1 protein-coding gene and 1 pseudogene are annotated in these 1276 nt (G+C 67.2%); one reads left to right on the top strand and one right to left on the bottom strand.

The genetic code is table 11. From position 1 onward, the window contains the following. Nucleotides 1–158: pseudogene (locus G3O00_RS44255) on the bottom strand (tetraacyldisaccharide 4'-kinase); the annotation flags it as partial. A 393-nt stretch (nucleotides 159–551) separates the two neighbouring features. Here G3O00_RS44255 and xseA point away from each other — a divergent pair. Then, the coding region (gene xseA, locus G3O00_RS42470; RefSeq protein WP_206146574.1) for an exodeoxyribonuclease VII large subunit at nucleotides 552–1276 on the top strand (725 nt) is incomplete at its 3' end.

Genomic DNA, 1276 nt, shown 5'->3' with positions numbered 1-1276 from the left:
CACGCGAACGGCGTGAGCGCCCACGCGAGCGCGCCGCGGCGCTGCCATTCGCGCATCAGGCGGGCTTCGAGCCGGGCGAGCGGGCCGTCGGGCGCGCTCATCGGGCCGGGCGCGGCATCTCGTGCGCCGCGGCGTGGGACGGATTCGTCAAGGCGGATTCTCCGTTGGGCGGCACATGCCGCAGGGTCTTCGGAAGGCGGCACTCTAGCGCGCCGCAGGCGGGCGCGGCAAGCGCGACCGGCCGCCGCAGCCGGTGGGGCCGGATCGCGGCGGCTTGTGGATAACTCTGTGAAAAACTCCTCGCCCGATGACGTCAAACGCCCGCCGGGTGGGCTTCGAATCGGATGAGAATCATTCCGAAAGGTTTAAAAATATATAAAAATCAATGTGTTATAGCTAATTGTCTGGATTTTTCAGCGGTTTTCACGTGTTTTAGGCCGATGATTGCCAAAGTGTGGACACCTTCCGAACGTCATCGCGCATATGCCCGGCGCTGGACGTCGCGCGCGTGTCGGACTATCGTGTCGCCGCCAGCATTCATCCGACCGTCCATGCCTTCCGACTCCCCATTTGCCGCACCGGGCGCGACCCGCGGCGGCGACGAAGTGATTCCCGTTTCGGCGCTCAATCGCGCGATTTCGACGATGCTCGAGCGCTCGTTTCCACTACTGTGGATTTCGGGCGAAGTGTCGAATTTCACGCGCGCCGCAAGCGGCCACTGGTATTTCTCGATCAAGGACCAGCAGGCGCAGATGCGCTGCGTGATGTTCCGCGGCCGCGCGCAATACGCGGAATTCACGCCGCGCGAAGGCGACCGGATCGAGGTGCGCGCGGTTGTCACGATGTACGAGCCGCGCGGCGAAGTGCAGCTCAATGTCGAGGCCGTGCGGCGCACCGGGCAGGGGCGCCTGTACGAGGCGTTCCTGCGGCTGAAGGCGCAGCTCGAGAGCGAGGGACTGTTCGCGCCCGAGCGCAAGCGGCCGCTGCCGGCCCACCCGCGCGCGATCGGCATCGTCACGTCGCTGCAGGCGGCTGCGCTGCGCGACGTGCTGACCACGCTCGCCCGCCGGGCGCCGCACATTCCGGTGATCGTCTATCCGGCGCCCGTGCAGGGCGCCGGTTCCGCCGACAAGCTCGTCACGGCCGTCGAGGCCGCGAATGCGCGCCGCGAGGTCGACGTGCTGCTGGTCTGTCGCGGCGGCGGCTCGATCGAGGATCTGTGGTCGTTCAACGACGAGGCGCTGGCGCGCGCGATCGCGGCGAGCGAATTGCCGGG

The sequence above is a fragment of the Burkholderia sp. Ac-20384 genome, assembly GCF_017104605.1.
In the GTDB taxonomy this organism is placed as follows: Bacteria; Pseudomonadota; Gammaproteobacteria; order Burkholderiales; family Burkholderiaceae; genus Burkholderia; species Burkholderia lata.
Note: the sequence above shows the minus strand (reverse complement) of the source record. Positions and strands in the feature narration are given on the sequence as shown.